General features: G+C 71.8%; 23 protein-coding genes. 9 read left to right on the forward strand and 14 right to left on the reverse strand.

Annotation, left to right across the window (positions count from 1 at the left end; translation table 11 throughout):
- Positions 1 to 37: 37 nt before the first annotated feature.
- Positions 38 to 856, forward strand: coding sequence for a DUF427 domain-containing protein (locus tag QQ657_RS29800; RefSeq protein ID WP_284745577.1), 819 nt, complete (start codon positions 38 to 40; stop codon positions 854 to 856).
- Here QQ657_RS29800 and QQ657_RS29805 read toward each other — a convergent pair.
- On the reverse strand, positions 851 to 2,779 hold the full coding sequence (locus QQ657_RS29805; protein WP_284745703.1) for a DNA/RNA non-specific endonuclease: 1,929 nt from the start codon (positions 2,777 to 2,779) through the stop codon (positions 851 to 853). The genes QQ657_RS29800 and QQ657_RS29805 overlap by 6 nt on opposite strands.
- Positions 2,780 to 2,990: 211 nt before the next feature.
- Between QQ657_RS29805 and QQ657_RS29810 the strand changes: the two genes are divergently transcribed.
- Complete coding sequence (locus tag QQ657_RS29810) at positions 2,991 to 3,998, forward strand: zinc-dependent alcohol dehydrogenase (protein ID WP_284745578.1); 1,008 nt, start codon at positions 2,991 to 2,993, stop codon at positions 3,996 to 3,998.
- On the opposite strand, the gene QQ657_RS29815 is transcribed toward QQ657_RS29810, so the two are convergent.
- Entirely contained in the window at positions 3,995 to 5,554 is a 1,560-nt protein-coding gene (locus QQ657_RS29815) for an adenylate/guanylate cyclase domain-containing protein (RefSeq protein WP_284745579.1), read from the reverse strand. The two genes, QQ657_RS29810 and QQ657_RS29815, sit on opposite strands and share 4 nt — an antisense overlap.
- Before the next feature lie 86 nt (positions 5,555 to 5,640).
- Positions 5,641 to 6,396: a sulfite exporter TauE/SafE family protein gene (locus QQ657_RS29820; protein ID WP_284745580.1), complete on the reverse strand. Its 756-nt coding sequence runs from the start codon at positions 6,394 to 6,396 to the stop codon at positions 5,641 to 5,643.
- 86 nt (positions 6,397 to 6,482) lie between these two features.
- On the opposite strand from QQ657_RS29820, the gene QQ657_RS29825 reads away from it, so the two are divergent.
- The 3 genes from QQ657_RS29825 (at position 6,483) to QQ657_RS29835 (ending at position 9,693) form a co-directional block, all read left to right on the forward strand.
- Positions 6,483 to 7,247, forward strand: coding sequence for an AraC family transcriptional regulator (locus tag QQ657_RS29825; RefSeq protein ID WP_284745581.1), 765 nt, complete (start codon positions 6,483 to 6,485; stop codon positions 7,245 to 7,247).
- Between the two features lie 81 nt (positions 7,248 to 7,328).
- Positions 7,329 to 8,246: an AurF N-oxygenase family protein gene (locus QQ657_RS29830; protein WP_284745582.1), complete on the forward strand. Its 918-nt coding sequence runs from the start codon at positions 7,329 to 7,331 to the stop codon at positions 8,244 to 8,246.
- Position 8,247: 1 nt separating this feature from the next.
- Positions 8,248 to 9,693, forward strand: a complete 1,446-nt coding sequence (locus tag QQ657_RS29835) for an FAD-dependent oxidoreductase (protein WP_284745583.1) — start codon at positions 8,248 to 8,250, stop codon at positions 9,691 to 9,693.
- A gap of 2 nt (positions 9,694 to 9,695) precedes the next feature.
- Here the strand turns inward: QQ657_RS29835 and QQ657_RS29840 are convergent, their stop codons facing one another.
- From QQ657_RS29840 to QQ657_RS29885, 10 genes are all read right to left on the reverse strand, one after another.
- Positions 9,696 to 10,223, reverse strand: a complete 528-nt coding sequence (locus QQ657_RS29840) for a pyridoxamine 5'-phosphate oxidase family protein (protein ID WP_284745584.1) — start codon at positions 10,221 to 10,223, stop codon at positions 9,696 to 9,698.
- A gap of 2 nt (positions 10,224 to 10,225) precedes the next feature.
- Entirely contained in the window at positions 10,226 to 10,723 is a 498-nt protein-coding gene (locus QQ657_RS29845) for a winged helix-turn-helix transcriptional regulator (protein ID WP_284745585.1), read from the reverse strand.
- 74 nt (positions 10,724 to 10,797) lie between these two features.
- A complete protein-coding gene (locus QQ657_RS29850; RefSeq protein WP_284745586.1) occupies positions 10,798 to 11,937 on the reverse strand; it encodes a M20 family metallopeptidase in 1,140 nt (379 codons plus the stop codon).
- Entirely contained in the window at positions 11,934 to 12,920 is a 987-nt protein-coding gene (locus tag QQ657_RS29855; protein WP_284745587.1) for a ketopantoate reductase family protein, read from the reverse strand. Before QQ657_RS29855 ends, QQ657_RS29850 begins: the two co-directional genes overlap by 4 nt.
- Positions 12,913 to 13,692 carry an SDR family NAD(P)-dependent oxidoreductase gene (locus QQ657_RS29860; protein WP_284745588.1) on the reverse strand — a complete coding sequence of 260 codons (780 nt, stop codon included), beginning with the start codon at positions 13,690 to 13,692 and terminating at the stop codon, positions 12,913 to 12,915. Before QQ657_RS29860 ends, QQ657_RS29855 begins: the two co-directional genes overlap by 8 nt.
- A complete protein-coding gene (locus tag QQ657_RS29865; protein ID WP_284745589.1) occupies positions 13,692 to 14,978 on the reverse strand; it encodes an MFS transporter in 1,287 nt (428 codons plus the stop codon). The genes QQ657_RS29860 and QQ657_RS29865 overlap by 1 nt, the downstream gene beginning before the upstream one ends.
- A complete protein-coding gene (locus QQ657_RS29870; RefSeq protein ID WP_284745590.1) occupies positions 14,975 to 15,862 on the reverse strand; it encodes a polysaccharide deacetylase family protein in 888 nt (295 codons plus the stop codon). The genes QQ657_RS29865 and QQ657_RS29870 overlap by 4 nt, the downstream gene beginning before the upstream one ends.
- Positions 15,859 to 16,866 (reverse strand): Lrp/AsnC family transcriptional regulator, encoded by a 1,008-nt coding sequence (locus tag QQ657_RS29875; protein WP_284745591.1) that lies wholly within the window; start codon positions 16,864 to 16,866, stop codon positions 15,859 to 15,861. The genes QQ657_RS29870 and QQ657_RS29875 overlap by 4 nt, the downstream gene beginning before the upstream one ends.
- Positions 16,867 to 16,948: 82 nt before the next feature.
- Positions 16,949 to 17,890, reverse strand: coding sequence for a carbohydrate kinase family protein (locus QQ657_RS29880; RefSeq protein WP_284745592.1), 942 nt, complete (start codon positions 17,888 to 17,890; stop codon positions 16,949 to 16,951).
- On the reverse strand, positions 17,890 to 18,558 hold the full coding sequence (locus QQ657_RS29885; RefSeq protein WP_284745593.1) for a class II aldolase/adducin family protein: 669 nt from the start codon (positions 18,556 to 18,558) through the stop codon (positions 17,890 to 17,892). Before QQ657_RS29885 ends, QQ657_RS29880 begins: the two co-directional genes overlap by 1 nt.
- Before the next feature lie 56 nt (positions 18,559 to 18,614).
- Between QQ657_RS29885 and QQ657_RS29890 the strand changes: the two genes are divergently transcribed.
- From QQ657_RS29890 to QQ657_RS29900, 3 genes are read left to right on the forward strand one after another with little or no spacing between them, the layout of a single operon-like run.
- Positions 18,615 to 19,211, forward strand: a complete 597-nt coding sequence (locus tag QQ657_RS29890; RefSeq protein WP_284745594.1) for a TetR family transcriptional regulator — start codon at positions 18,615 to 18,617, stop codon at positions 19,209 to 19,211.
- 10 nt (positions 19,212 to 19,221) lie between these two features.
- Positions 19,222 to 20,019 carry a thymidylate synthase gene (locus tag QQ657_RS29895; RefSeq protein ID WP_284745595.1) on the forward strand — a complete coding sequence of 266 codons (798 nt, stop codon included), beginning with the start codon at positions 19,222 to 19,224 and terminating at the stop codon, positions 20,017 to 20,019.
- Positions 20,016 to 20,474, forward strand: coding sequence for a dihydrofolate reductase (locus QQ657_RS29900; RefSeq protein WP_284745596.1), 459 nt, complete (start codon positions 20,016 to 20,018; stop codon positions 20,472 to 20,474). Before QQ657_RS29895 ends, QQ657_RS29900 begins: the two co-directional genes overlap by 4 nt.
- A 472-nt stretch (positions 20,475 to 20,946) precedes the next feature.
- Here QQ657_RS29900 and QQ657_RS29905 read toward each other — a convergent pair whose 3' ends face one another.
- Positions 20,947 to 22,458, reverse strand: coding sequence for an HNH endonuclease signature motif containing protein (locus QQ657_RS29905; protein WP_284745597.1), 1,512 nt, complete (start codon positions 22,456 to 22,458; stop codon positions 20,947 to 20,949).
- A gap of 276 nt (positions 22,459 to 22,734) precedes the next feature.
- Here QQ657_RS29905 and QQ657_RS29910 point away from each other — a divergent pair, with 276 nt between their 5' ends.
- Complete coding sequence (locus QQ657_RS29910) at positions 22,735 to 24,609, forward strand: RICIN domain-containing protein (protein WP_284745598.1); 1,875 nt, start codon at positions 22,735 to 22,737, stop codon at positions 24,607 to 24,609.

The following is a 24,609-nucleotide window of genomic DNA, read 5'->3' on the forward strand; positions in this document are numbered from 1 at the left end:
GTTGACGGCGGCCCGCACCGGCGCGGATGGTTGACCCATGGCGACACGCATGGGCGCGCGGTTCACCGGGGACTTGGCCGAACTGCGGTACGAGCCGGTGGCCAAGCGAGTCCGCGCGGTCGCGAGTGGACGGACCTTCGCCGACTCGCGGCGCGCGGTGCTGGTCTGGGAACCGAAGCGGGTGGTGCCGTCCTACGCGTTCCCCCTTGCGGACCTCCGCGCGACCCTCACCCCGGCGGACGCCGCGTCGGCACCCGAACACCCGGTGCGGATGGCCGAAGGCGGCCCACCGGTCCTCGACCCGCGGACCGCCTTCGCCGTGCACACCTGCGCCGGCGAGCCGCTGACCCTGGACGGCGACGGCGTCACCCTGCCGGGTGCGGGCTTCCGGCCTGCCGACCCCGACCTCGCACAGCATGCAATTCTCGACTTCGCCGCGTTCGACGAGTGGCTCGAGGAGGCCGAAGCGATCGTCGGCCACCCGCGGGACCCGTTCTCGCGCATCGACGTTCGGCGCAGCGACAGCCGCGTGCGGATCGAGGTGGACGGGGTCGTCGTGGCCGACTCGGCCGCGCCCCGCCTGCTGTTCGAAACCGGCATCACCGCCCGCTACTACCTGCCGCGCGAGGACGTCCGGATGGACCTGCTCACGCCGTCGGACACGCGCACCACCTGCGCCTACAAGGGACACGCGACCTACTGGTCGGTGGGCGCGCACCGCGATCTCGCCTGGACCTACGACGAGCCGCTGTCCGACGTGCGCGACATCGCCGGCTACATCGCCTTCCTCACCGAACGCGTCGACGTCGTCCTGGACGGCGAGCGGCTGCCGCGGCCGGTCACGCCGTGGTCATAGCACCAGGTCGTCGAGGACGCCGATCTCCCGCACCTCGCCGGTCGACTCCAAGCGCTCCAGCGGGTCGGCGTCGGGGAGGGAGCCGAACGACAACCCGGTCAGATCGGCGATCCGGCGCACCGGCACCTGGTACGTGCGGTACGCGCCGTAGCTGAACTCGCCCGCCAGCTCGAGGCCGTGGATCAGCTCCTCCTGGCTCAGTAGGTACGCCGTCGCCGAGAGCGTGCCGTCGGTCTTCACCATCGCGACGACCTTCCAGAACTGGCGCGGCAGCCGGACACCGCGGTACTGGTCGTCGTCCTCGGCGAGCACCGGACCGGTCACCACGCTGACCCTCAGATCCGCGTTGCCCGCGTTGTTCAGCACGTAGTCCTCGAGCCCGGCCCACGTGGTCTTGTTCTGGTTGAAGTCCTCGTGCTGCGGCGAGCAGTTCGTGAAGTGGAACGTGTCGTCGTTGCCGAGCTGCGCGATCGCGGCCGTCGCGCCCCACGCCGGGTCGAGGCGGCGGACCAGGTGCCCGCGGTCGAGCGGGTTGGCCCGGTAGATCTCCTCGCCGATCTGCTCGCCGGCGTCGACGCGCGGGTCGAGCGACCAGCGGTCCGTTTCGCGGCGCAACGGCTGGCTGGTGCGCCCGTCGATGTTGACGGCCGTGAAGAACGCCAGGCGCCGCACCTTGTTCATGACGACGCTGAAGTGGTGGTACGGCAGGACGTACCGCGGCTCGCCCGCCGCCTGCCGGTTGGTCGCCGCCAGCGCGGCGAGCGCGTCGGACAGGCCCGGCAGCGGCACGGTGTGCCCGGGCAGGAAGTCCGGGTCGTAGCCCTCGCGGTTCGAGTAGTCCGGGTCGATCCGGATGCTTTCCGGCGCCGCGGGCGGTTCGGCGCGCAGCCGGATGTCGACGGGCATCGTCAGCGTCAGCACCTGCGGAGCGCCGTCGGGCCGGGCCGCGGTGTCCCGCTCGGGCCGGGTGGAAAGCCGGTCGAACAGGGCTTGGCGCGCCGGGGTGAACCGCTGCCCGCGCAGGAACTCCAGCAGCCGGCTGACCCGGATTCCCTCGTTGAGGAAACCGCCGTACTCCGCGTGTCCCTCGGCCGGGACGCTGGCGTGGTGCAGCGCCACGACCTCCCACTGGTCGTTGAACACCGGCGAGCCCGACGACCCGGGTTCGGTGTCGGTCTCGTAGTGCAGGAACTTCTCCAGGACGTCGACGATCCGGTTTTCCCGCAGCGCCACCTGTTTCTTGCCGCCGCGCGGGTGCTGGATGATCGTGACGAAGTCGCCGACGATCGCCTTGCCCTCGCTGCCGATCAGCCGGTTGAACCCGAACGGCCGCAGCTCGTCGGCGGACGCCTTGACGGCGACGAGCGCGAAGTCGAGCGCCTCGTCGGCGACGAAGAACCGGTCCGGATCGAGCCCGAACGCGCGTACCGGCCGGGGCAGGCCGTCGACGCCGTCCTGGTAGTCGAACTCGATGACGCTCGACCGGGCCGTGGCGGCGTCCGGCAGCACGTGGTGGTTGGTGAGCAGCAGTTCCGGGGAGATCATCGACCCGGTGCCGTACCCGGTGAGCCGGCCGCGGCCGTCACGGATGTTGACCCGGCCGATCGCGGCCGACGCCGTGACGCCGCCCTCGAGGTAGCCCACGCCGAGCAGGTCGTCGGTGAGCACGATCCGTTCGAGGATCACCCCGGCGTCCGCCATGGCCTTGGGGTCGCCGGCCGCGAGCGCCGCCGGGTTCACCGGCCGCACGTCGGGGTAGTAGCGGCCGAGCCGGTCGATCCGGGTGGCGACGCGGCTGGGCTCGTCGGCCTCGGCGATCCCGCCGGGCGTGCGCAGCAAGGCGATCTTCGCCCGCCGCTGCCCGGTCCGCTCGGCGGCGCGCACGGCCGTGGCTCGCTCCTGTTCGGACTGGCGATCCGTCATCACGTCCACGACGCCTCCCCGGCTTTTCGGGCGAAACACCCGTTAGTCGGACCGGAACCGGGCTCGTTACAGGAATTCCCTGGTGCGGAAAGGAATTCTTTTCAGGCCGGTTCGCGTTATTTCCCGCTCTCGCGCCGAGTCAGCGAATAACTCCCGCGACGAGCCGGGGCGCGGTGATCGTCGCGCGCCCCGGGGATGCGAGCATGCAGGCATGTCTTCGACCATGCGGGCGTTCGTGCTGACCGGGCCGCGGCAAGGAGCCGTCCACGAGGTCCCCGTCCCGCGGGCCGAACCGGGCGAGGTCGTCGTCGATGTCGAACGGGCCGGGGTCTGCGGAACCGACGTCGAGTTCTTCACCGGCGAGATGACCTACCTCCACCAAGGCCACTCCGCCTACCCGATGCGGCTGGGGCACGAATGGGCCGGCACGGTCTCCGCCGTCGGGGAGGGCGTCGACGACGGCTGGCTCGGGCGGCGGGTCATGGGCGACACCATGCTCGGCGACCGGACCTGCCGCCGCTGCCGGCGGGGTCACCAGCACACCTGCGAGAACCGGCAGGAAGTCGGGATCCGTGGTGGCCGGCCCGGTGCGCTGGCCGAACGGCTCGCCGTCCCCGCGTGGTCGCTGCACGAGCTGCCCGGCGAGGTCGACGCCGTGCTCGGCGCGCTCGTCGAACCGGGCGGCAACGCTCTGCGCGCGGCGCGGGCCACCGGTGCCGGCGCCGGTGACCGGGCCCTCGTGCTCGGCCCGGGCACGATCGGGCTGCTGACGGCGATGTTCCTGCGCGCCGCCGGCGCCGAGGTGCACCTGCTGGGCATGGACGACGGCGCCTTCGTGCGCGGCCTCGGCTTCGAGCACGTCTGGACCCGCGCGAGGCTCCCGGACCTGCCCTTCGACGCGGTCGTGGACGCCACCGGCGCCGCGGACCTGCCCGCCCTGGCCGTGGACCTCGTCGAACCGGCCGGCCGCGTCGTCTACATCGGACTGTCCGGCCGCCCCAGCACGCTCGACACCCGCACGCTGGTGCTGAAGGACGTCACGGCTGTCGGTGTCCTGTCCGCCTCACCGGGGCTGGCCGACACGATCGCGGCCTACGCGGGCGGAGCCGTCGACCCGCGGCCGCTCGTCGGCGCGACCGTCGGGCTCGGCGAGGTCGGTGCCGTGCTCGCGGGGGAGTACCCGGCGGGCCCGAAGATCCACGTCGACCCGCGGCTCTAGCGTGGCGACGCCAGGGTCGTCGGCCGGCTGCGCCCGCGCAGGGTGACGTCCTCGGTGGCCCGCCAGCGCGCCGCTTCCTCCTCGGCCGCCGCCTCGACCGCCGTCCACGACGCCAGCAGGCGGTCCGGCGCGTTCTTGGCCAGCTCGGTCAGCCGCGCGGCTTCGTTGACCGGGTCGCCGATCACCGTGTACTCGAACCGGCGCGGGTCGCCGACGTTGCCCGCGACCGCGTCGCCGGTCGCCACGCCGATGCCCGCCGGGCCGTCCGGGACCTCGAGTGCCAGCCGGCGGGCGATCGCGCGGCCGGCGGCCAGGGCGCACGTCGCGTGGTCCGCGAGCGGCGCCGGGGCCCCGAAGACCGCCAGCGCGGCGTCGCCGACGAACTTGTTGACCAGCCCGTGGTGCCGGTCGACCTCGTCGACCACCACCGTGAAGAACCGGTTGAGCAGGCCGACGACTTCTTCGGGCGGGCGGCTCGCGGCCAGCGCCGTCGACCCGACCAGGTCGACGAACAGCACCGACACCGTGCGCACCGAGCCGCCGAGCTCCGTGCTGTTTTCGGACGTGCGCATGGCCTCGACGGCGACCTCGTGGCCGACGTGCCTGCCGAACAGGTCGCGCATCCGCTCCCGCTCGGCCAGCCCGGCCGCCATGTCGTTGAACCCGGCCTGCAGCAGGCCCAGCTCGGTGCCGTCGTAGACCGGGATGGCGACGTCGAACTCGCCGGCCCGGACGCGGCCGAGCGCGTCCCGCACCGACGTGATCGGGTTGACGACCGCGCGGGCGGTGAACACGGTGACCAGCAGGCCGAAGCACAGCACGACCAGGCCGAGCGCGATCACCGACACCGCGAGCTTCGTCGTCGAGACGTCGCCGCGCACCCAGGCCAGCACCGCCGTCACGACCAGCCCGGCCACCGGCACCCCGGTGCCCAGGCACCAGAACAGCAGCATCCGCAGGTTGACGCCGCCGCTGAGCGGACGCGGCGGCGCGGTCCCGTCGAGGGCCCGCGCCGCGTACGGGCGCAGGGCGAACTCGCCGGAGAGGTAGGCGATCGCGCACACCACGACGCTCGCGAACGCGACGACGAGGAACACGGTCAGCGCGACGGCGGGTTGTTCGAGCACGGCCAGCGCGGCGAACACCACCGTCGCCACGCCCCACAGGACGGCCTGCATGAGCGTGAGCCGCAGGGGGACGCGCAGGCTGGCGACGCGTTCGGCGTCGGTCGGACGTCGTCCTTCGGCGGCCCAGCGCAGGGTCCGCAGCGCTCCGCGGGTGCCCCAGAGCGTGCCGACGACGACCGCCGACACGACGTAACCCGGCACGGCGACCGCCATGAGCCGCACGAGGCCGCCGGACATGCCCGGCGCGGGCATGAGCAGTGCCGCGAGCCCGACGACCACCAGCGCGCCGATGACGTTCGTGGTGATCAGGGTCGCGGTCAACAGGCGCTGGACGCGGCGGCGCAGTACGGTCACGTCCTGGTCGAGGGGCCCGAGCAGCCCGGAGCCGAACGGCCCGGACCGGGTGGGGGTGTCGCTTCGTGAGTGCACCGGTTCCTGCCGTTCGACGCGATTGAGTGAACGAATGTACACCGAAGCCTCAAGATCGGGCGAGCCGGTTCACGCCGACGAGTGGTTCACGCCAGGACGGTGACGAGCGCCGCGCCCAGCAGGCCGAGGTAGGCGACGGCGTGGGCGCGGTCCGGGATGGCCGGCGGCCACCGCCGCAGGACCGCGATCGCCGGCAGGGACCCCGCGAGCAGCAGGCCCGCCGCTACCGGATCGAGGGCCGCCGGGCCCGGAGCGACCAGGTAGACGGCCGTCGCCACCGCCGCGACCGGCAGGCTCAGCGGGTTGGCCAGCGCGGTCGCGTCGCGCATCGGCAGGCCGCGGCGGCGCAGCAGCGGCACGGTCAGCACGCTGCCCCCGACCCCGAGGAACGCCGCGACCGCGCCGATCCCGGCCCCGCCGGCGGACGCCGTGACGCGGCCCAGCGGACGCGGCTGTCCACCGGTGAGGAAACCCCGCCGCAGCACGCTGTCCACGATGGTCAGCGCGAGGTACGCCGCGAACAGCGCGTGCAGCAGCCCGTCCGCCACGCTCGTCGCGGCCAGCGCGCCGAGACCCGCGCCGAGCGCGATGAACCCGCCCAGCGGCCAGACGTACTCGCGGCGCAGCCGGCCGGCGCGCACCACGGTGACCGTCGCGCCGAGCGAGTTGACCAGCATCACCGCGGTGGACGTCCCGACCGCGACGTGCATCGCGTCCGGCCCGCGGGCGGCGACGGCGTAGACCACCGGCACGGTCACGAATCCGCCGCCGAAACCGAAGAGCGCGGTCGTCACGCCGGAGAGGATCCCGAGTCCGAAAAGGACGATGAAGGTGATGGGCACGTGGTTCGACGCTACCGCGCGCACTGGTGGCGGGCATTCGCCGATCGGCCACCTTCTTCCGAGTTTCGGCCACCTATGCTCGGGTCGTGCGCAACGTCCACGTCGACACCGTCGACGACCTCGACCGCGACGTCGTGGCCATCGGCACCGACTACCCGCCCGGCCACGTCCTGGCCGAACACCGGCACCGGCGGGCCCAGGTCCTCTACGGCGTCACCGGGTCGATGCGGGTCGACACGGCCGACGGCGCGTGGACCGTCCCGCCGCAGCGGGCCGTGCTGATCCCGGCCGGGGTGCCGCACGCGGTGCGCATGGACGGGGTGAGCACGCGCAGCCTCTACGTCGAACCCCGTGCGGTGCCGTGGTTCCCGGCCCGCTGCCGGGTGGTCGAGGTGACCCCGCTGCTGCGTGAGCTCCTCCGCGAAGCCGTCGACGTCGAACCGCGGTACGCGCCGCGCGGGCGGGACGCGGCGGTGCTGCAGCTGGCTCTGCACGAGCTGCGCCGGGCCGCGCCGCTGCCGCTCGACCTGCCGCTGCCGGCCGACCCGGCGCTGCGCCGGCTGTGCACCGATTTCCTGGCCGAGCCGCGGATCGACGTCCGGCCGGCCGCCTGGGCCGCGCGGCTGCACGTCGCCGAGCGGACGCTGCACCGGCGGTTCCGCGCCGAGACCGGCCTCGCGCTCGCGCCGTGGCGGCGCCGGGCCTGCGTGCTGCACGCGCTGCCGCTGCTGGCGGCGGGTACCCCGGTGGCCGAGGTCGCGGCCGCCCTCGGGTACGCCGGGCCCGGCGCGTTCACGACGATGTTCCACCGCCTGCTCGGCGTCCCGCCCAGCGAGTTCCGCGGCGACTGAGCCGACGGGTGTGCACTGGAACGGGTATGTGTTACGGTTGGTAACAGTGAACTCGGGTAACACCTGACGAGGAGGTCGGCGATGACCAGCATCAGTGAACGCGAAGCGGGGGCTGCGGGGCTTTCGGACCGCGAGACGACCGCGCGCCGGCTGCTGGACTCGTCGGAGCAGCTCTCCTACGACCCCGTCAAGGAGGTCGACTGGGAGACGCCCCTGGACACGGACTACCACGGCGCGAGCCCCGAGTGGAGCACGCTCTACGGCACGTCCTACTGGGCGGACATGACGCCGGAGCAGCAGCGCGAGCTGACCCGCCAGGAGGCGGCGTCGGTGGCCAGCACCGGCATCTGGTTCGAGATGATCCTGCAGCAGATGATCCTGCGGGACTTCTACGCGAAGGACCCGACCGACCCCGCGTTCCAGTGGGCGCTGACCGAGATCGCCGACGAGTGCCGGCACTCGATCATGTTCGCCCGCGGCGCGGCCAAGCTGCGCGCGCCCGCCTACCGGCCGCGCCGGTTCGTCGTCGAGGCCGGCCGGATCTTCAAGGCGACCGCGAGCGGCGAAGCGGCCTACGCGGCGATCCTCGTGGCCGAAGAGGTCCTCGACGTCATGCAGCGCGACTGGATGCGCGACGAGCGCGTCGTCCCGTTCGTGCGCACCATCAACAACATCCACGTCGTCGAAGAGTCGCGCCACATGAAGTTCGCGCGCGAGGAGACCCGTCAGCGGCTCGAGGGTGCCGGCTGGGTGCGGCGGCAGGTCAACGCGCTGGTCGTCGCGATCGCGTCCTACGTCATCGTCGGCAGCATGTGGAACGCCAAGGTGTACGAGAACGCCGGGCTCGACGGCAAGCGCGCGCGGCGCGAGGCGAAGGCCAACGAGCACCACAAGTCGATGCTGCGGTCGAGCTGCTCCGGGCTGATGGAGTTCCTGCACTCCGCCGGGCTGCTCACCAAGCCGTCGCTGTGGTTCTACAAGCGGGCGAACCTGATCTGACATGGCGTTCGCGATCACCCAGACCTGCTGCGCCGACGCGTCCTGCGTGTCGGTGTGCCCGGTCAACTGCATCCACCCGACGCCGGACGAGCCGGACTTCGGGACGACCGACATGCTCTACGTCGACCCGGCGACCTGCATCGACTGCGGCGCCTGCGCCGACGCCTGCCCGGTCGACGCGATCTTCCCGGCCGGCGAGCTGACCGGGCCGCTGAAGGTCTACGAGGAGATCAACGCCGAGTTCTACGCGGGGCGCGACGTCCTCGCCGAAGCCACGGTCGCCCCGAACTTCCACCGCTGGTCGCCGCCGGCGTTCGGCCGCATCCTGCCCAGCGACTTCGCGGCCTTGGACGTCGCGGTCGTCGGCACGGGCCCGGCCGGCATGTACGCGGTCGAGGACCTGTTGCTGCACACCGATTCCCGCGTCACGCTGATCGACCGGCTGGCGACGGCCGGCGGCCTGATCCGCTACGGCGTCGCGCCCGACCACCCGTCGACGAAGAAGATCAGCGAGACGTTCGCGCGCTTCCACGACCACCCCCGCCTGCGACTGAGGCTCGGCGTCGAGGCCGGTCCCGAGCTGGCTGAACGGCACGACGCGGTCATCTACGCGGTCGGGGCCACGGAGGCTCGCCGGCTGGGTGTCCCCGGTGAAGACCTGCCCGGCAGCCTTCCGGCCGCTGCGGTGGTCGGCTGGTACAACGGCCACCCGGACATCGCACCGGCCGCCGTGGACCTCTCGGCCGAGCGAGTGGTCGTGGTGGGCAGCGGCAACGTCGCCCTCGACATCTCCCGGATCCTGACGGCCGACCCGGAGTCCCTGGCCGGCACTTCCCTCGCTCCCGCGGCCTTGGCCCGGCTGCGGTCGAGCAAGGTGCGCGAGGTCGTCGTGCTGGCCCGTCGCGGGCCCGAGGACGCCGCGTACACCCGATCGGAACTGCTGGCGCTGGCGGCCCGCGGCGATCTCGTCGTGGACGCGCACGATCCGCGGATCGCGGCGGCCATCGACGACGGGGCCGGCAAGGCGGCGTTGCTGCGGGGGATTCCGCGCGAGGAGGTCGACTGGTCGGCACCACCCCCGGACGGCGGGCGCCGGGTCGTCCTGCGCTTCCACTCGGCCCCGCTCGCGTTCACCGGCGACACCGAGGTCCGGGGCGTCCGCGTGACCGGCGACGTCGAGATCACCGCCGGCCGCGTCGTGCGGGCGGCCGGGTTCCGCGGTGTCCCGGTGCCGGGCCTGCCGTTTGACGAAGCCATCGGGACCGTCCCGAACACGGCCGGCCGCGTCGAGCCGGGTACCTACGTGGCCGGGTGGATCAAGCGCGGGCCGTCGGGTGGGATCGGCGCGAACAAGGCGTGCGCCCGCGAGACGGTGGGAGCGCTGCTGGAGGACGCGGTCGCCGGCCGGCTGCGCACCCGCCGACGTGGGCTGCTCCGCCGCGCCTGAGATCAGGGCCGGTGGCTGGTGTGGGTGAACTCCACAGTGGACAGCATCGACTCGTCCGTCCGCGAGCGCTTGCGGCCGAAGGCCAGCACCTTCGCCGGCTCGACCGCGAACACCACCGCGTCGTGCCCGCCTTGGCGGAACCCTTCCTCGGTCGCCTCGTAGACCCAGCTGCCGTCCCACTTGGCCAGCCACGCTTCGGCGAGCCGTTCCAGCTCGGCCCGGCCGGTGACGCGCCGGGCGACGCCTTCGACCACCACGTCCAGGGCGTCGTCCCACGCGTTGCGGCCCGTGGTCAGCACGACGTTCGGGTTCGCGGTCAGGTTGAGGTACTTCTGCTCGGTCTCGCCGGTGCCGAAGTGCAGGGCGCCGTCGAGCCAGATCGCGACCAGCGGGGTCACGTGCGGCCGGCCGTCGGCGCGGACCGTCGTGAGCCAGCTGATCTGCGCCGCTTCCAGGGCTTTCACGGTTTCGGCCCAGCCGGTGGCCTCGGTACCGGGGTCGCTGAACCGTTCGTCGAGCCGGGTTTCCATGGTCACTCCGTTCGTCGGTCGCGGAAGGACGCCGCGGCCTCGAGGCGCGCGGCGACCGTCGGGCCGTCCGGCGCCCTTCCGCGGCGGGTTCCGAGGTGGGTCTCGCGGAGTTCGTCCATGAAGGCTTCCCACAGCGGCGGACCGCCGGCGGTGAGCACCTCGGCGCGGGCCGCGTACTCGTCGGCGACGGGCAGATGCCGCACGCCCCACGCGCTGAGCTGCACGAGCACCGGCACCAGGTCGATCGCCCGCTCGGTCAGGCTGTAGGTGACCTTCTGCTTGTGCGACGGATCGCCGGCCCGGGTCAGCAGCCCGTGCTCGACGAGCACGGCCAGCCGGTCGGCCAGCACGTTCGACGAAATCCGCTCTTCGCCGCCGAGCAGCTCCCGGAAGTGCCGGGCCCCGCCGAAGACGACGTCACGCAGGACGAGCAGCGTCCACCGGTCGCCGAAGATCTCGAGAGACAGGTTGATCGGACACCTCGACCGCGCTTCCCGCACTGCTCCCACCTCACAACTGGTTGCGTTACGAGAGCAGTAGTACCCCGCGGCGACCGGTGGTAAACCGAGAGCGGTCAGCCGGCGAGGCGGTGCAGGACGGCGGCGGCCAGCGCCGTCCGTTCGAGCATCCCCTCGACGCTGATGTGCTCGTGCCGGGCGTGCGCGCCGTCGCCGACCGCGCCGAAGCCGTCCAAGACCGGGTGACCCAGCGCCGCCACGAAGTTGCCGTCGCTGGCGCCGCCCACCGAACATTCCCGCAGCATGACGCCCAGTTCCGCCGCCTCCTCGCGGGCCAGCTCGTACAGCCGCGCGATCGCGTCCGAGCGTTCCATCACCGGCCGGTTCCAGCCGCCGGTCACGTCGACCTTCGCGCGCGGGTCGTGCGCCTTCAGCGCCGCGAGACCCGCGTCGATGCGCGCAGCCTCGGCCGCGCTGGACACGCGGACGTCGATCTCGCCGGACGCCGCGCCCGCGATCACGTTCTGCCGGGTGCCGCCGGTGATCACGCCGACGTTGACGGTCGTCCCGGCGTCCGGGGCGGACAGTCCGTGCAGCGCCAGGATCGCCCGCGCCAGCTCGTCGATCGCGCTCGCGCCCTTGGTGGGGTCGAGCCCGGCGTGTGCCTCGACACCCGTCGTGTGCACCCGGAACAGCCCGACACCCTTGCGTGCGGTCTTCACCGCGCCGTCGGCGCTCGCCTCGAACACCAGGGTCGCGCGCGTTCCCGCGGCGGCCTCCTCGATCACCGGGCGGGACGCCGGGCTGCCGATCTCCTCGTCGCCGTTGAGGACCAGCCGCACGGCCGGGCGCGGCAGCCCGGCCGCGTCGAGCGCGCGCAGCGCCCACACCGCGTGCACCAGGCCGGACTTCATGTCGAAGATCCCGGGTCCGGTGGCGCGGTCACCGTCCACGGTGAACGGCCAGGCTTCGAGCGTCCCGAGCGGCCAGACCGTGTCGTAGTGGCAGAGCAGAAGGACCGGCTCACCGGCGCCGGGGAAGTCGTAGACCTTGATGTCGCCGTACTTCCCGCCGTCGACGTCCCGGACGTTCGTGGGAGACCCCAGGCGTTCGCGCAGCCAGCCGTCCACCCAGGACAGACCGCGGTCCAAAGCGGACTTGTCGTCGCTGGGTGTCTCGATGCCGACGTAGGTCGCGACGTCGGCCAGGAGGTCGTCGCGGTGCGTGCGCACCCACTCGTGCAGTTCGCGGATCACAGCGCTCGCTCCAGTTCGGTCAGGTGGTCTTCGGACATCTCGGCGGCGCCGGTCTCGACGTCGCGTAGCCGGGTCAGCATCGCCCGCAGCAGTGGGACGTCCGCCGTCGCGAGCACGGGCGCGTAGTGGTGGTGCACCTCGACCGGGCGGTGCCGGACGGCGATGTCGCGCCAGATGCCGCTGCGGTCCTTGGGCTGGGTCCGCAGCCACGCGACCAGCCGGTCGGTGGCGGCCTCGCGGCCGGTCGCGCCCGGCAGGTAGGCCGCCGGGTCGAACTGGTCGAACGGCTCCAGGGCGCGGTCACCGGCCGCCGCGAACACCTCCGCGGTGAGCGCGTACATCAGCGGCCGGTGCCGGTCGATCAGGTCGGCCATCGGGGCGTCGGCCAGCGCCGTCGTGGTGAGCATCGCGCCGAAGCCGAGCTTCGCCCACAGGTAGCCCTCGACGTTGGCGGTCGCCTTCGCCGGGCCCCACGCCTGCAGGTCCGCGACGACCTCCTCGACCCGGTCGGTGATCCGGCCGTCGGGCTCGCCGACGACCAGCGCGCCGAGCCCGCCGTCCCGGACGACGCCGGGTTCGACGACGTCGGCGAAGAGGTTCACGAACGCCCCGACCGTCCTTTCCGGACCGACGTGCGACGCGATCAGGTCTTCGTTGAGCCCGTTCTGCAGCGAGACGACGAAACCGTCTTCCGCCAGTCGCGGGCTCAGCCACGGCAGCACGGCTTCGGTGGCTTGGGCCTTGACGGCCAGCAGCACCCGGCCGAACGTCGGCGGGGCCGCGTCCGGGAGGAACGCGGGCAGCTCGACGGTCTCGTCGCCGTCCGGGCGGCGCAGGGTGAGGCCGCGGTCGGCGATCGCGGCCACGTGGCTCGCGTCGGTGTCCACGATGGACACCGGGTGCCCGGCCCGCGCGAGGTGGAACGCGAGCGTCCCGCCGATCGCGCCGCCGCCGACCACCGTGTACGAGCGCCGATCAGACATGCGCTTCCTCTCCTTGTTGCACGGGTGTCTCCCCGGCCCAGTGCAGCGGCAGCCCGGCCGCGCCCGCGGTCGAACCGCCGTCGACGCGCAGGACGGCGCCCGTGATCCAGCCGGCCTCCGGTCCGGCGAGCCAGAACACCGCGTCGGCGATCTCACGCGGCTCGCCGCGCCGGCCGAGCGGGTTCACCGACACCGCCGCCGCGTACGCCTCGGTGACCGGGTTCGCGTCGCTGTCGACGGTGACGAAGCCCGGGCTCACCGCGTTCACGCGGATGCCGTGCGGGCCCAGCTCGACCGCGCAGGCCTTGGTCACCATCTCGAGCGCGGCCTTCGACGTCGCGTAGTGCGCGGCGCCGGGACGCGCCCGGGTGGCCGCGCCGGAGGAGATGTTGACGACCGCACCCCTCGTCCCGGCTTGGGTGTGTGCGCGTCCGAAAGCGACAGTGGTGAGCAGCGCGGCCCGGACGTTGACGTCCTGCACGCGGTCCCAGATCGCCGCGGTCATGTCCAGCAGGGGAGTGGCGGGGTAGATCCCGGCGGCGTTGACGAGGACGTCGGCCGGCCCGGCGCGCTCGACGAGCCCTTCGGCGTACTCCGCGTCGGCGAGGTTCCCGGGAAGTTCGACGACCTCAGTGGACAGTCCGGCCGCCACTGTGGACAGTTCCGCCGCGCGCAGGTCGGACAGGACGAGGCGGTCACCCGCGGCGGCGAACCGGGCCGCGATCGCGGCGCCGATACCGCCGCCGGCCCCGGTGACGAGCACGGTCCGCACTACAGCTCCTTCCCCTTCGTCTCGGGCATGGTGAGGTAGACCGCGACGCCGATGAGCGCGGCCGCCGCGACGTAGACCCACACGAGGTTGCCGAGGTGGTTCGCGTTGAGCCAGGTCGTGACGTACGGCGCGGTCCCGCCGAAGATCGCCACGGCGAGCGCGTACGGCAGGCCGATGCCGGTGGTGCGGACCTCCGGCGGGAACTGCTCGGCCATGATCACCGCGCAGTTCGCCGAGTAGCCGACGATCAGGACCAGCCCGATCAGCTCGATGACGAACACGCTCCAGAAGCTGTTGCCCAGGAAGTGGAACGCGGGCCAGGCGAACACCACGAACCCGGCGGCGAACATCGTCATCGTCGCCTTGCGCCCGAGCCGGTCGGACAGCAGGCCGCCGAAGGGCAGCAGCACGATGAACACGACCATGGCGAGGGTGTTCGCCAGCAGCGCCGTCTTGAGCGGGATGCCGGTGGCCAGGTGGGCGTAGGCCGGCATGTAGGAGACCCACACGTAGTAGATCAGCGTCCCGGCGATGGTCACGCCGGCCACGCGCAGCGCCGCTTTCGGGTGGTCGCGCAGCATCGCGACCACCGGGTTGCGCCGGGGCTTCGCGGAGATCTTGCTGAACGCCTCGGTTTCGTGCACCGAGACCCGCAGCCAGAGGCCGACCAGGCCGAGCAGTCCGGCGAGGCCGAACGCGAGCCGCCAGCCCCAGCCGTGCAGATCGGCGTCCGACAGCGTCGAGTTGAGGATCGTGCCCATCAGCGCGGCCAGCAGCGAGCCGAGGCCGACCGAGACCTGCTGCCACGAACCGGCGAACGCCCGGCGCCCGGGCGCGGCCGATTCGATGAGGAACGCCGACGACGAGCCGAACTCCCCGCCCGCGGAGAAGCCCTGCACGAGCCGGGCGAGCAGGAGCACGATCGGGGCCAGCACGCCGATGCTCGCGTACGTCGGGCACAGCGCGATGACGATCGACGCCCCGGCCATCAGCGAGATGGTGAGCGTGAGGCCTTTCTTGCGGCCCTTCCGGTCGGCGTACGCGCCGAGCACGGCGCCGCCGACCGGCCGCATGACGAACCCGACGGCGAACACGGCCAAAGTGGACAGCAGGGCCGTGGTGTCGTTGCCGCCGGCGAAGAAATGGCCGGCGAAGACCGGGGCGAACGTGGCGTAGACGGCCCAGTCGACCCATTCGACGGTGTTGCCGACGGCGCCGGCGACGATCGCCTTGCGCTGCTGCGCCGTCAGCCGGTGCGAGACGACGCTGGTGTCCACAGGGGTCACGGCCGGTCCTCCAGGACGTGGTCGACGATCTGCGCGTGCGTGGCGAACCAGACGCCGTCGTGACCGGTGATGTGGTCGAGGAGCTCGGCCAGGATCGCGATCCGCGAGCGGTGGCCGATGATGTGCGGGTGCATGGTGAGCTGGAAGATGCCGCCGTCGGCGTAGGCGGCGTCGAACTCGTCGCGCCAGATGGAAAGCACCCCGCGCGGCGGGGTGTAGGGCCGCAGCGAGGCGAAGCGGTCCATCATGAAGTACGGCGCGTCGTCGCGGATCCACTCCACCGGCAGTTCGACGACGCCGGTGGGTTCGCCGTGCTCGACCAGCTCGTAGCAGTCGTCGTCGGCCATCAGCGACGAGTCGTACTTCAGGCCCAGCTCGCGCGTGATGGCGAGGGTGTGCGCGGAGAAGTCCCAGGACGGCGTCCGGATGCCGACCGGCCGGGTGCCGGCGAGGCGTTCGAGGACGTCGGCGGCGCGGAAGGCGAGATCGCGCTCTTCGGTCTCGGTGAGCGCGGTGTTGCGTTCGTGGATCCAGCCGTGCAGTGCCACTTCGTGCCCGGCGTCCACATAGGACTTGACTTCGCCGTCGTGCAGCAGCGCCGACACGGCGGGCATGAAGAACGACGCGGGCGCGTTGTGCTGTCGCAGGAGTTTCAGGATGCGCGGCACGCCGACGCGGGCGCCGTACTCGCCTTGGGCCATCTTGCCGGGCAGGACGTCGCCGTCGCGCAGGGCGGGCGTCTCGTGGTCGGAGTCGAACGACAGCGCGACGGCGACTTTCGCGCCGCCGGGCCACGATGCCGGGCGCAGCGCGCGTCCGGCGCGGACGTGCTCGACGTGCCCGCGCCACGTCTGTTCGTCCCACTGCCACGGTTGTTCGGTCATGCGTCCTCCAAGCTGGCCGCGGGCGTCGGGGCCCACGCGCGCTTGAGCGTCGAAACCTGCAGGGTCACGTCGGCCTCCCGGAGCCCGGGCAGCGCGCCGACGACGTCGGTGGTGTGGCGGTAGAGCTCCCCGTAATGGCGCAGCACGATCTGGCCGACGAGGTTGAAGCGGCCGGTGGTGGCGCTCAGGTATTTCGTGCCGGGGTGGGCGGCGAGCTGCTGCCCGGCGCGGTCGAGCTCGCCGGGGACGACCGAGAGCCAGAGCATGAACTCGAGCGCGTAGCCGAACATGGCGGGCTCGGCGAGCGTCCGGAACCGCAAGCAGCCCCGGCGCACGAGCGAGTCGACGCGGCGGGCCACAGTGGACTCGCTGGTGCCGACCTGTTTGGACACTTCCTTGAACGGCAGCCGCCCGTCTTCGCCGAGCGCGGCGCAGATCGCGAGGTCGAGCTCGTCAAGCTGCTCGGGCGGGCGTTCCCAGTGCTGCTCCTCGAACGGCCGCACGTCGCCGCCGCGCAGCGCTTTTGCGGCCTCGGGGGTGAGTTCGCCGGAGTCCCAGTCGTGGTTGGAGGTGAAGGTCCGCATGACGGCGAAGGTCTCGGCGTCCCGGATGGCCTCGGCGGCGGGGAAGCCGTTTTCCTGCAGGCTCGCGATGTCGGCGTAGGAGGGCAGGACGAACTCGGCGGAGCAGTCGGCGCTCCCGGCGAGCACGGTGGCGTACCGGACATCGGGCCGGGCGGCGAGCGCTTCGGCCACGGTGGCGGCGGCGCCGGGCCGGCACTTCAGCCGGGCGATGACCGGGACGCCGAGCCCGCACCGGAGCACGTCGACGACACCGATGACCCGCAGGCGGCGGCTCTCGGTGAGCTTTTCGGCCCGCCGGAGGACGGTCGACTCACTGGCGCCGACGTGCCGGGCGATGGCGCCCCAGGACGCCCGGCCGTTGAGCTGGAGGGCCGCGACGATGCGGCGGTCCAGCTCGGTCCCTTTGCCTTCGTTCTGCACAAGGGGCATCCTGCGTGCAGGAAAACGTCAAGTCAAGGGGTGACCGCGCTGGAAAGATGCATCCGCGGCCAGGTTCGGAGGGTCACTCCGTCGGGAGCACCGGCGTGGCTGCGGCGAAGGCGTCGGCCGCCGCCAGGTCGAACTCGCCGTGGTCGCTGCCCAGCCCCTGGGCCACCAACCCGGCGGCCGAGCACCCGAGCACGGCCGCGTCCCGCAACGAGCGGTCGAGACCCAAGCCTCGCAGGAAGCCCGCCGAGAACGCGTCGCCACAGCCCGTCGTGTCGACCACCGGGACCGCGAACGCCGGTACCGCGATGGTCTCCTCCGCCGTCACCACGAGCGCCCCGCGCGCACCCCGCGTGACCGCCACGCACCTGACGCCCTGCCCGAGCAACGCCCGGGCGCCGTCCTCCAGTGACGCCGCGCCGGTCAAGCCCAGCACCTGCTCCTCGTTCGGCAGCAGGTAGTCCAAAGAGGACAACGCCGGCTCGATCCAGGCCAGCACCCCGGGATCGCCCGGCGCCAGCAGATCGGCCGACGTCACCACGCCCGCGGCCCGCACCGGCGCCAGAATCGACGCGGCCGCGGCGCCGCCCATCAGTTCCGGCCCGCCCAGGTGCAGGTGAGTCGCGCGGGTCAGCGCCGCCAGGGGAGCCTCCGACGGCTCGTAACCCAGGTTCGCCCCCGGCACGTGGAACGCGGGCCGGCTGCCGTCGGCGCGGATCGGGAGCACCGACGCCGACGTCTGCACGCCCGCGCGTCGCAGCACCAGCGACGTGTCGATGCCGTACTGGGCGAGCATCGACAGGAGCAGGTCGCCGATGGGGTCGTCGCCGACCGCGCCGGCCGACCGGACCCAGGCGCCGAGCTTCGCGAGCGTCACCGCCGTGCCCGCGGCCGTGCCCGCCGGGCCGAACCGGATCTGCTCGACCAGCGCCGCGCCCTGGCCCTCGGGGATGGCCTCGACCGGCCGGACCTGCACGTCGAACACGTGCGCGCCCAACGTCACGACGGTCTGCGTCATCAGTCCTCGATCCGCCGGGGCCGGCCGTACCCACTCCGCACGGCCGCGGTCACGACCGCTTCCTGCTGCAAGTCGTCCAGCGCCCGGGGCGCGCCGAGCGCGGCCGCCCGGACGTACAGCCCGCACGCCCACTCCAGCAGCAGCGCGTTGTCCATCGCCGCCTCCAGCGTCGGGCCGTGGGCGATCGCGCCGTGGTTGGCCAGCAGCGCCGCCGCCTTGCCGTCGAGCGCCGCGAGGGTGCCGGCGGCCAGCTCCGCGGAGCCGAACACGGCGAACGGCGCGACCCGGACCGAGCCGCCGAGCGCGAGCTGCTGGTAGTGGACGCAGGGGAGCTCGTCGAGCACCAGCGATACCGCGGTGGCCTGCGGCGAGTGCGTGTGCACCACCGCGCCGGCGTCGTAGCGCCGGTAGATCCCCAGGTGCAGCTCCAGTTCCGAGGTCGGCGCCAGCTCCCCGGCGACGACCGTCCCGTCGAGGTCGACGACGGTCACGTCGTCCGGCGTGGCCGCGCCCAGCACGATCCCGGTCGCGGTCACCGCCACGTGGTCGCCGGTCCGGACGCTCACGTTGCCCGCGGTGCCGATCAGCAGGCCCTCGCCGGCGAGGCCGTTGCTCGCGCGGGCGACCGCCCGGCGCGCGTCGTCGAGTACGGAACTTCCCACTGCCATGGCCCCGAGGCTAGGATAAATGCGAAACAAAGTCACGTTCAGGTTTGGAGTGGCGGATGCCGCGGCGAGTCCCGCGTCAGGCCCGGGCCCGGGAGAAGCTGGCCCGGGTCCTGGAGGCGGCCGACCGGTTGCTCGCCGAGGAGGGCGTCGAGGCCCTGACGACGACCCGGGTCGCCGCCGCGGCCGGCGTTTCCGTGGGCGCGCTGTACCAGTACCTGCCGGACCGCGACGCCATCACGGAGGCCCTGGCCGACGGCTACCTCGCCCGGCTCGAAGAGCTCATGACGTCCTTCGCCGACCAGGCGGCGAAGGAGACCTGGGACGACCCCGTCGGCCTGCTCGTCGACGCGTTCGCCGCGCTCTACCGAGCCGAACCCGGGTTCCGCGCCCTCTGGCTGGGCCGCGGGCTGACGGAGGCGACGCGGGAGGCCGACGTCGCCCACAAGCGCGTGATGGCCACCGGCGTGCACCGCGTGCTCGTCGCCCAGCGCGTGCTCCGCGACGACGCCGAGGCCGCGACGGCGTGTCGCACCGCGTTCCTGGCCGCCGACGCCGTCATCCAGGAGGCGTTCCGCGCCGATCCCGACGGCGCCGCGGGACTCCTCGACCACCTCAAGGTGATGCTGCGGGCCTACTTGGAGCGGCTCGTCTAGGCTCCCGGGCATGCCCGATACGCAGTACGAAGACCTCCTCCGCCATGTCCTCGACACGGGAGCCCGCAAGGCGGACCGCACCGGCACGGGCACGCGGTCGATCTTCGGACACCAGCTGCGCTACCGCCTGGCCGACGGCTTCCCGCTGGTCACGACCAAGAAGGTCCACTTCCGGTCGGTCGCGTACGAGCTGCTGTGGTTCCTGCGCGGCGACGGCAACGTCGAGTGGCTCCAGGAGAACGGCGTGACGATCTGGGACGAGTGGGCCGCACCGGACGGCGACCTCGGCCCGGTGTACGGAGTCCAGTGGCGTTCGTGGCCGACCCCGGACGGCGGGCACATCGACCAGATCGCCGAGGTGCTGCGCGCGCTGCGCGAGAACCCGGACTCGCGCCGGATCATCGTGTCGGCGTGGAACGTCGCGGACATCCCGCGGATGGCGCTGCCGCCGTGCCACGCGTTCTTCCAGTTCTATGTGGCGGACGGCGAGCTGTCCTGCCAGCTGTACCAGCGCAGTGCGGACCTGTTCCTCGGCGTGCCGTTCAACATCGCGAGCTACGCGCTGCTGACGCACATGATCGCCGCGCAGGTGGGCCTCGGCGTCGGCGACTTCGTGTGGACCGGCGGCGACTGCCACATTTACGACAACCACGAGGACCAGGTCCGCAGGCAGCTGGCCCGCGACGCGCGGCCGTTCCCGACATTGAGTTTGAAGCCCGCAGACAGCCTGTTCGAGTACACGTACGAGCACATCGCCCTGGACGGTTACGACCCGCATCCCGGCATCAAGGCCCCGGTGGCGGTGTGATCGGTCTGGTCTGGGCCCAGTCGGCGAACGGGGTGATCGGCCGTGATGGGGCGTTGCCGTGGCACCTGCCGGAGGATTTGAAGCACTTCCGCACGTTGACAGCGGGCGCGACTGTCCTGATGGGACGGCGTACTTGGGAGTCGTTGCCGCCGCGGTTCCGGCCATTGCCGGGGCGGCGCAACCTCGTGTTGTCTCGGGCGCGGCAGGAGGGGGTGGAGACGTTCTCCTCCTTGGCACCGGCGCTCGCGGAGGTGTCGGGGGACGGGTGGGTGATCGGCGGTGCGGCGGTGTATCGGGCGGCGTTGCCGTTCGCGGATCGGATCGTGGTGACGGAGATCCGGGAGAGCTTCGAGGGCGATACTCGGGCGCCTGAGGTGGGTCGCGCGCCGGATTCCGTGGGGGAGTGGCAGGAGTCTTCTACCGGGCTGCACTATCGGTTCTTGACCTGGGGCTGAGCCGGGACTGTGGTCGTGCTTGGCTGGTGACGCTTTCGCCGCGCCGTTGTGGCCGGGTTTCTTCCCTCGCGCGGGGCGAGGACGCGCGGCGCCGGCTACGAGTGGGCGCCGCTGGGGACTGGTGGCTTCCCTTGGGGAAAGTTAGGTCGCGCTGGTGCTTGCACCGACTGGGCGCCGTCGCGGCGGTGGGCCTGGGTTGTGCGGCGAACCGTAGCTGCGGGGGGTCGCGATGGCCATTTCTCGCCATGGCTGGGCGCTGGCTCGCTCGATTCGTTGCTGCTGAACATGGGCGGGCACTGCCGTTCGCGGGCTTCTAAAGTCCTGCCTCGGCTCGCTGAATCCCCTGGACCTGTCGGTGTCTTCGGCCCTGATCGGCACCGCGCTTGGGATGTTGCGTGCTCGTCGGCGGCGCTGTGCTGCGTCTTGGGCATGGGTGTAGGCCCGTAGCCGGTTGGCTGCGGGCCTTTCCCGTTCATGCTGCGAATGGCAGAGGTTGGTGGAGGTTGTTGCGCCTGGGTCTTCGGCGTTTGTCCAAGTACACCGGTGGCAGGAACTCGGGCAACCCGTCGGCGGCGATCCTCACCTGCCAACCAGAGCGGTGCAGTAGCCGGTGGTGGTGAGCGCACATCAGGACCAGGTTGCCCAGCTCGGTCGGGCCGCCATCTGCCCAGTGGCGGACGTGGTGACCTTGACAGTGCCGGGGTGGGCGATGGCAGCTGGGGAAGGCGCAGCCGCGGTCGCGCAGGTACAGGGCTCGGCGGAGTGGGGTGGAGATGAGGCGGCGTTGGCGGCCGAGGTCAAGGGGTTCGCTCTTGCCACCGAGGACTGCGGGGATGAGCATGCAGTCGCAGGCGTGGATGCGGGCTTCGGCTGCGGAGATGGTGCCGAGGTCGCCGAGGGTGGCTCGGCTGGTGCCGGGCTTGGGGGTGGTGCGGGTGTTGCCGAGCGTGGCTCTGCCGGCAGCGTGCGTCGGCATGGTGCCGGTGCTGCTGAAGGCGGCCTGACCGGCAACGGGCTTGGGCCTGGCGCCGGTGCCGCCCGAGGCGGCCTGACCGGCAGCGGGCTTGGGCCTGGCGCCGGAGTTGCCGAGGGTGGCTCGGCCGTCGGCGGCCTTGGCCCGGGTCCAGGATTCGCCGAACGTGGCCTGACTGGCAGCGGGCATAGTGTCGGTGTCGTCGAGGATTGTTGTGGGGAGGCCGGACTTCAGGTCCGCTAGCGACACCGCGATCATCACGTGGGCTCGTTCGCCGGCCTGCAGCGGCAACTCCGGGGAATTGAACGCCAGATCGATCGCGTCCGAGAAGGCGTCGCCGTAGCGTTCCAGTGGGGAACGCAAGTCTGGGCCTTCGTCGGTGGTGCGGCGTTGGGCCAGGGAGTCCAGCAGGGCGCTGGCTCGGGCGCCGGTCTCGTCGTCGAAACGGCCGTTCAGCTCCCAGAACCCGGTTCTCTTGCGCCGCAACGATAACTCGCGGCTGGGTGTGGCCGGTTCGGTCTCGTCGGGTTCGGTGCCGTCGGGGTCCAGGTGGGCCAGGATGCGGGCGCCCAGCGCGGCGACCTGTTTGTGGCCGGCCTCGGAGGCGAACGTGAGCAGGTGCTGTTCGGCCTCGTCGCGGTGCTCGGGTGGGATCTGGGTCATTACGCCGACGATCGTGTCGATCATCGGGGTGCTTAGCCGACCGTCGGAAGCGGCGACACCGGTGGCGGGGGCGACGGCGGGGATGGGGGTGCCGTCGAGGGTGTGGCTGGGGGTGAGAGCGCGGGCTCGTTTGACCACGGTCTCGGCAGCGGACTTGGGAATGTCGGCGAGGTGCTCGAAGAGCCTTGCGGCAGAACGGTATCCGAAGAGTTCCATCACACCGCGGGACTCGATTTCCACCAGCAGAGAGCCGATCTCGGCTTCCAAGGAGCGCATGGAAGTGAGCAGCGCGGAGATGCGGTCGGCCAGGGCCACCGCATCCGCTTTCCACACCGCTTCACTGTCCACACACCAAGATTACCAACATTCGAACACATGTCATCACTCGAAAGGATGATCAAGCGAGACCGCGGCAGGGGCACCGTTGCGTGGGGAATCGGCGCTCCCGCGCCGAGCAGGAAGCAACAACACGAAGCGCCGATTTCCCACGCCCCGGCGAAGCCGCATCTTGAGAACCCAGCCCACGACTTCCGCCATCTGCCGCTTGACGCAGCAACCATCGGAGGTCAACAATTCACCCGTATCAACGAATGTTAACGCTAACAACGAAGCCGGAGCGAAGCAATGAAGCTGCGCACCACGTTGACCGCGCTCCTGCTACTGGCCGGAACCCTCCTGGCGGCAGGCAATGCGAGTGCCGCGGAACAGGCGGTTCCGCCACCCGTCATGGGCTGGGCCTCCTGGAACTCCTTCGCCGCCAAGATCGACTACAACGTCATAAAATCGCAGGCCGACGCACTGGTCTCGACCGGCCTGAAGGACGCCGGCTACACCCACGTCAACATCGACGAAGGCTGGTGGCAGGGCACCCGCGACAGCGCTGGAAACATCACCGTCGACCAAACCGAATGGCCCGGCGGGATGAAGGCGATCGCGGACTACCTGCACGCCAAAGGGTTGAAAGCCGGCATCTACACCGACGCCGGCCGTGACGGCTGCGGCTACTACTTCCCGACCGGCCGCCCCGCGGCGCCCGGGTCCGGCAGTGAAGGCCACTACCTCCAGGACATGCTGCAATTCCAACGCTGGGGCTTCGACTTCGTCAAGGTCGACTGGTGCGGCGGCGACGCCGAGGGCCTCGACCCGGCGAGCACCTACCGGGCCCTCAGCGACGCCAATCGCGCCGCCACCACACAAACCGGCCGCACGCTCACCCTGTCCATCTGCGACTGGGGCAAGAAGAACCCGTGGAACTGGGGCGCCGGCACCGCCCCGATGTGGCGCACCAGCACGGACATCATCTACTACGGCCAGACCGCGACCCTCCCTCAAGCACTGACCAACTTCGACCAGGCGCAGCACCCCGTGTCACAGCACACCGGGTACGTCAACGACCCGGACATGCTCACCGTCGGGATGCCCGGACTCTCCGCCGCCCAGGGCCGGACCGAACTGGGCATGTGGGCGATCTCCGGCGCGCCTCTGCTGGCAGGCAACAACCTCGCGACGATGAGCGCGGAAACCGCGTCGATCCTGAAGAACCGGGAAGTCGTCGCCGTCGACCAGGATCCACGAGGATTGCAGGGCGTGAAGGTCGCCGAGGATGCCGCCGGGCTGCAGGTCTACGGCAAAGTCCTCGCCGGCGAAGGAAAACGCGCCGTGCTGCTGCTCAACCGGACGTCCAAGGCGGCCACGATGACCGCGCGCTGGGCCGACCTCGGCCTGACCGCGGCGCCGGCGAACGTGCGGAACCTCTGGGCCGCCAAGGACAACGGCAGCTTCGCCACCGGATACAGTGTGAGCGTCCCGGCCAATGACTCGGTGCTCCTGACCGTGCAAGGAACCGACGCCGCGTCGACGCACTCCGGACCCAATTTCACCGCGGCCGCAACAGGTCTGGCCGTCGCGACCTTCACCTACAGCTCCACCACCACGCAGACGCCGACCCTCGCGGTCAACGGTCAGCAGCCGACCGTCGTCGCGTTCCCGGCGACCGGGGGAGTGGCCAAGACCGTCTCCGCCCTGGTCTCGCTGGGCAAAGGGACGAACTCCATGACGTTCACGGGCATCTCACCGCCGGTCACCGATATCGCGATCCTGCCGCTGCCGGGCACCGCCGGCGTCCAGGTGGTCGGCGCGCAGTCGGGCCGCTGCCTCGACGTCGATGACAACAGCATCGCCAACGGCGTCCAGGCCCAGCTGTGGGACTGCGCTGCGGGGCCCAACCAGACGTGGACGCCGGCCCGCGGGCAGCTCGTCGTCAACGGCACCAAATGCCTCGACGCCTACAACAACGGCACGTCCAACGGCACCGCGGTCGTCATCTGGGACTGCAACGGCCAGCGCAACCAGCAGTGGACCCTGAACAGCAACGGCACCATCGCCAACGCGCTGTCCGGGCTGTGCCTGGACGCGAGCGATGCCGGCACCGCCAACGCCACGAAGATTATCCTCTGGACCTGCGGCGGCGGGGCCAACCAGCAGTGGACCCGGCGGTGA

The sequence above is a fragment of the Amycolatopsis ponsaeliensis genome (assembly GCF_030182635.1).
Lineage (GTDB): Bacteria > Actinomycetota > Actinomycetes > Mycobacteriales > Pseudonocardiaceae > Amycolatopsis > Amycolatopsis ponsaeliensis.